This is a genomic window from Olivibacter domesticus (assembly GCF_900109575.1).
GTDB classification, from domain to species: Bacteria; Bacteroidota; Bacteroidia; order Sphingobacteriales; family Sphingobacteriaceae; genus Olivibacter; species Olivibacter domesticus.
In genome coordinates, this window is the sequence record NZ_FOAF01000022.1 from 1 (window position 1) to 1,341 (window position 1,341).

Sequence of the window (1,341 nt, forward strand, 5' to 3'; positions counted from 1 at the left end):
TTCTCGTATGTTTGGAAATCATTAAGTTTCTGGAGAAATAGCAAGAGGAGAAGGGAAGAAATATTTTGTTTCAGGGAGTTGAAGGTAATATCCCGAAAAAAGAATCATTCACCATCTCCTAATGCTTCTCCGAGTCTGAACAGTACTTAGGGAGCTTTGGCATCCCGTATAAATGCGAGAAAAGATGATGGAAGCTTTTGCTGTCTCATTAACCCATTTTATCATGAAAACAACTAAACATTGTGTTGGCGTAGATGTATCGAAGGATTCGATAGTTTGCTGCTTGGGAAGTAGTCAGCAAGAGATCACTGTTTTTAGCAGGCCAAAAACCTTTACAAACGATCTAAAGGGATTCGGGCAATTATTGGATTGGTGCTTACAGCAAGGAGATAAGGAGGTATCTTTTGTTTTGGAGGCAACAGGAGTTTACTATGAACGGTTAGCTTTCTGGCTGGATGATCGTAATCAGCAACTTTCCGTTGTACTGCCTAATAAAATTAAGCACTATTCTAAAAGCCTTAATATTAAAACTAAAACGGATAATGTAGATGCTCAAATCCTAAGTAGATTTGGTTTAGAACGTAAACTGGATTACTGGAAAATGCCTACCAAATTTATGCGTGAAATAAAGTCATTAACACGTGAATATCAAGAAGCTAAAGTCAAGATTGTTGCAGCAAAAAATCAGTTACATGCCAAAGAGCATAGTTATAACTGCCTTGTTTCTGTTTCAAGACGATTAAAAAGGCAAATAAGCTTGCTTGAAAATCAATTGCTTGAAATTGAGGCCGAACTTAGAACAACGGTAATGTCGGACACCTTATTTTATGATAAAATTACTAAAGTCATTACCATACCAGGTGTCAGTTTTATAACAGCCATAATTGTTTTGGCCGAAACAAATGGCTTTGCATTAGTTAAAAATGCTAAGCAGTTAGTAAGCTATTGTGGCTTGGATATTCAACATAATCAATCTGGAGGCCACGAGGGAAAGTCAAAGATATCAAAAAAAGGAAATAGCTTCATTAGAAAGGCACTCTATATGCCTGCACTCGCTGCTAGCCGATATAATAAAGATCTAAAAGTATTTTATGAAAGAATAATTGACAGGAAGCCAGCTAAAAAAATCGGAATAACTGCTGTAGCTAGAAAGTTGCTGATCTTAATATATATCTTATGGAAGAATGATCAGGAATATATTTTCGAAGAACAAATAAATAACGCTGTAATGGAAGTAGGCAGATACTGAGATCTGCCTACACAGGATGAATAGCTTGCGCTGCTCTCCTTTATAAAAAATAAAGTTATAAAATATTTGGAATTTAACACAGTACCTTTTTT

Annotated in this window: 1 protein-coding gene; it reads left to right on the forward strand. The window is 35.7% G+C overall.

Annotated features, from left to right (window positions below; translation table 11 throughout):
* Window positions 1-223 precede the first annotated feature (223 nt).
* On the forward strand, window positions 224-1,249 hold the full coding sequence (locus tag BMY50_RS27860) for an IS110 family RNA-guided transposase (RefSeq protein WP_162276692.1): 1,026 nt from the start codon (window positions 224-226) through the stop codon (window positions 1,247-1,249).
* Window positions 1,250-1,341: the final 92 nt, after the last annotated feature.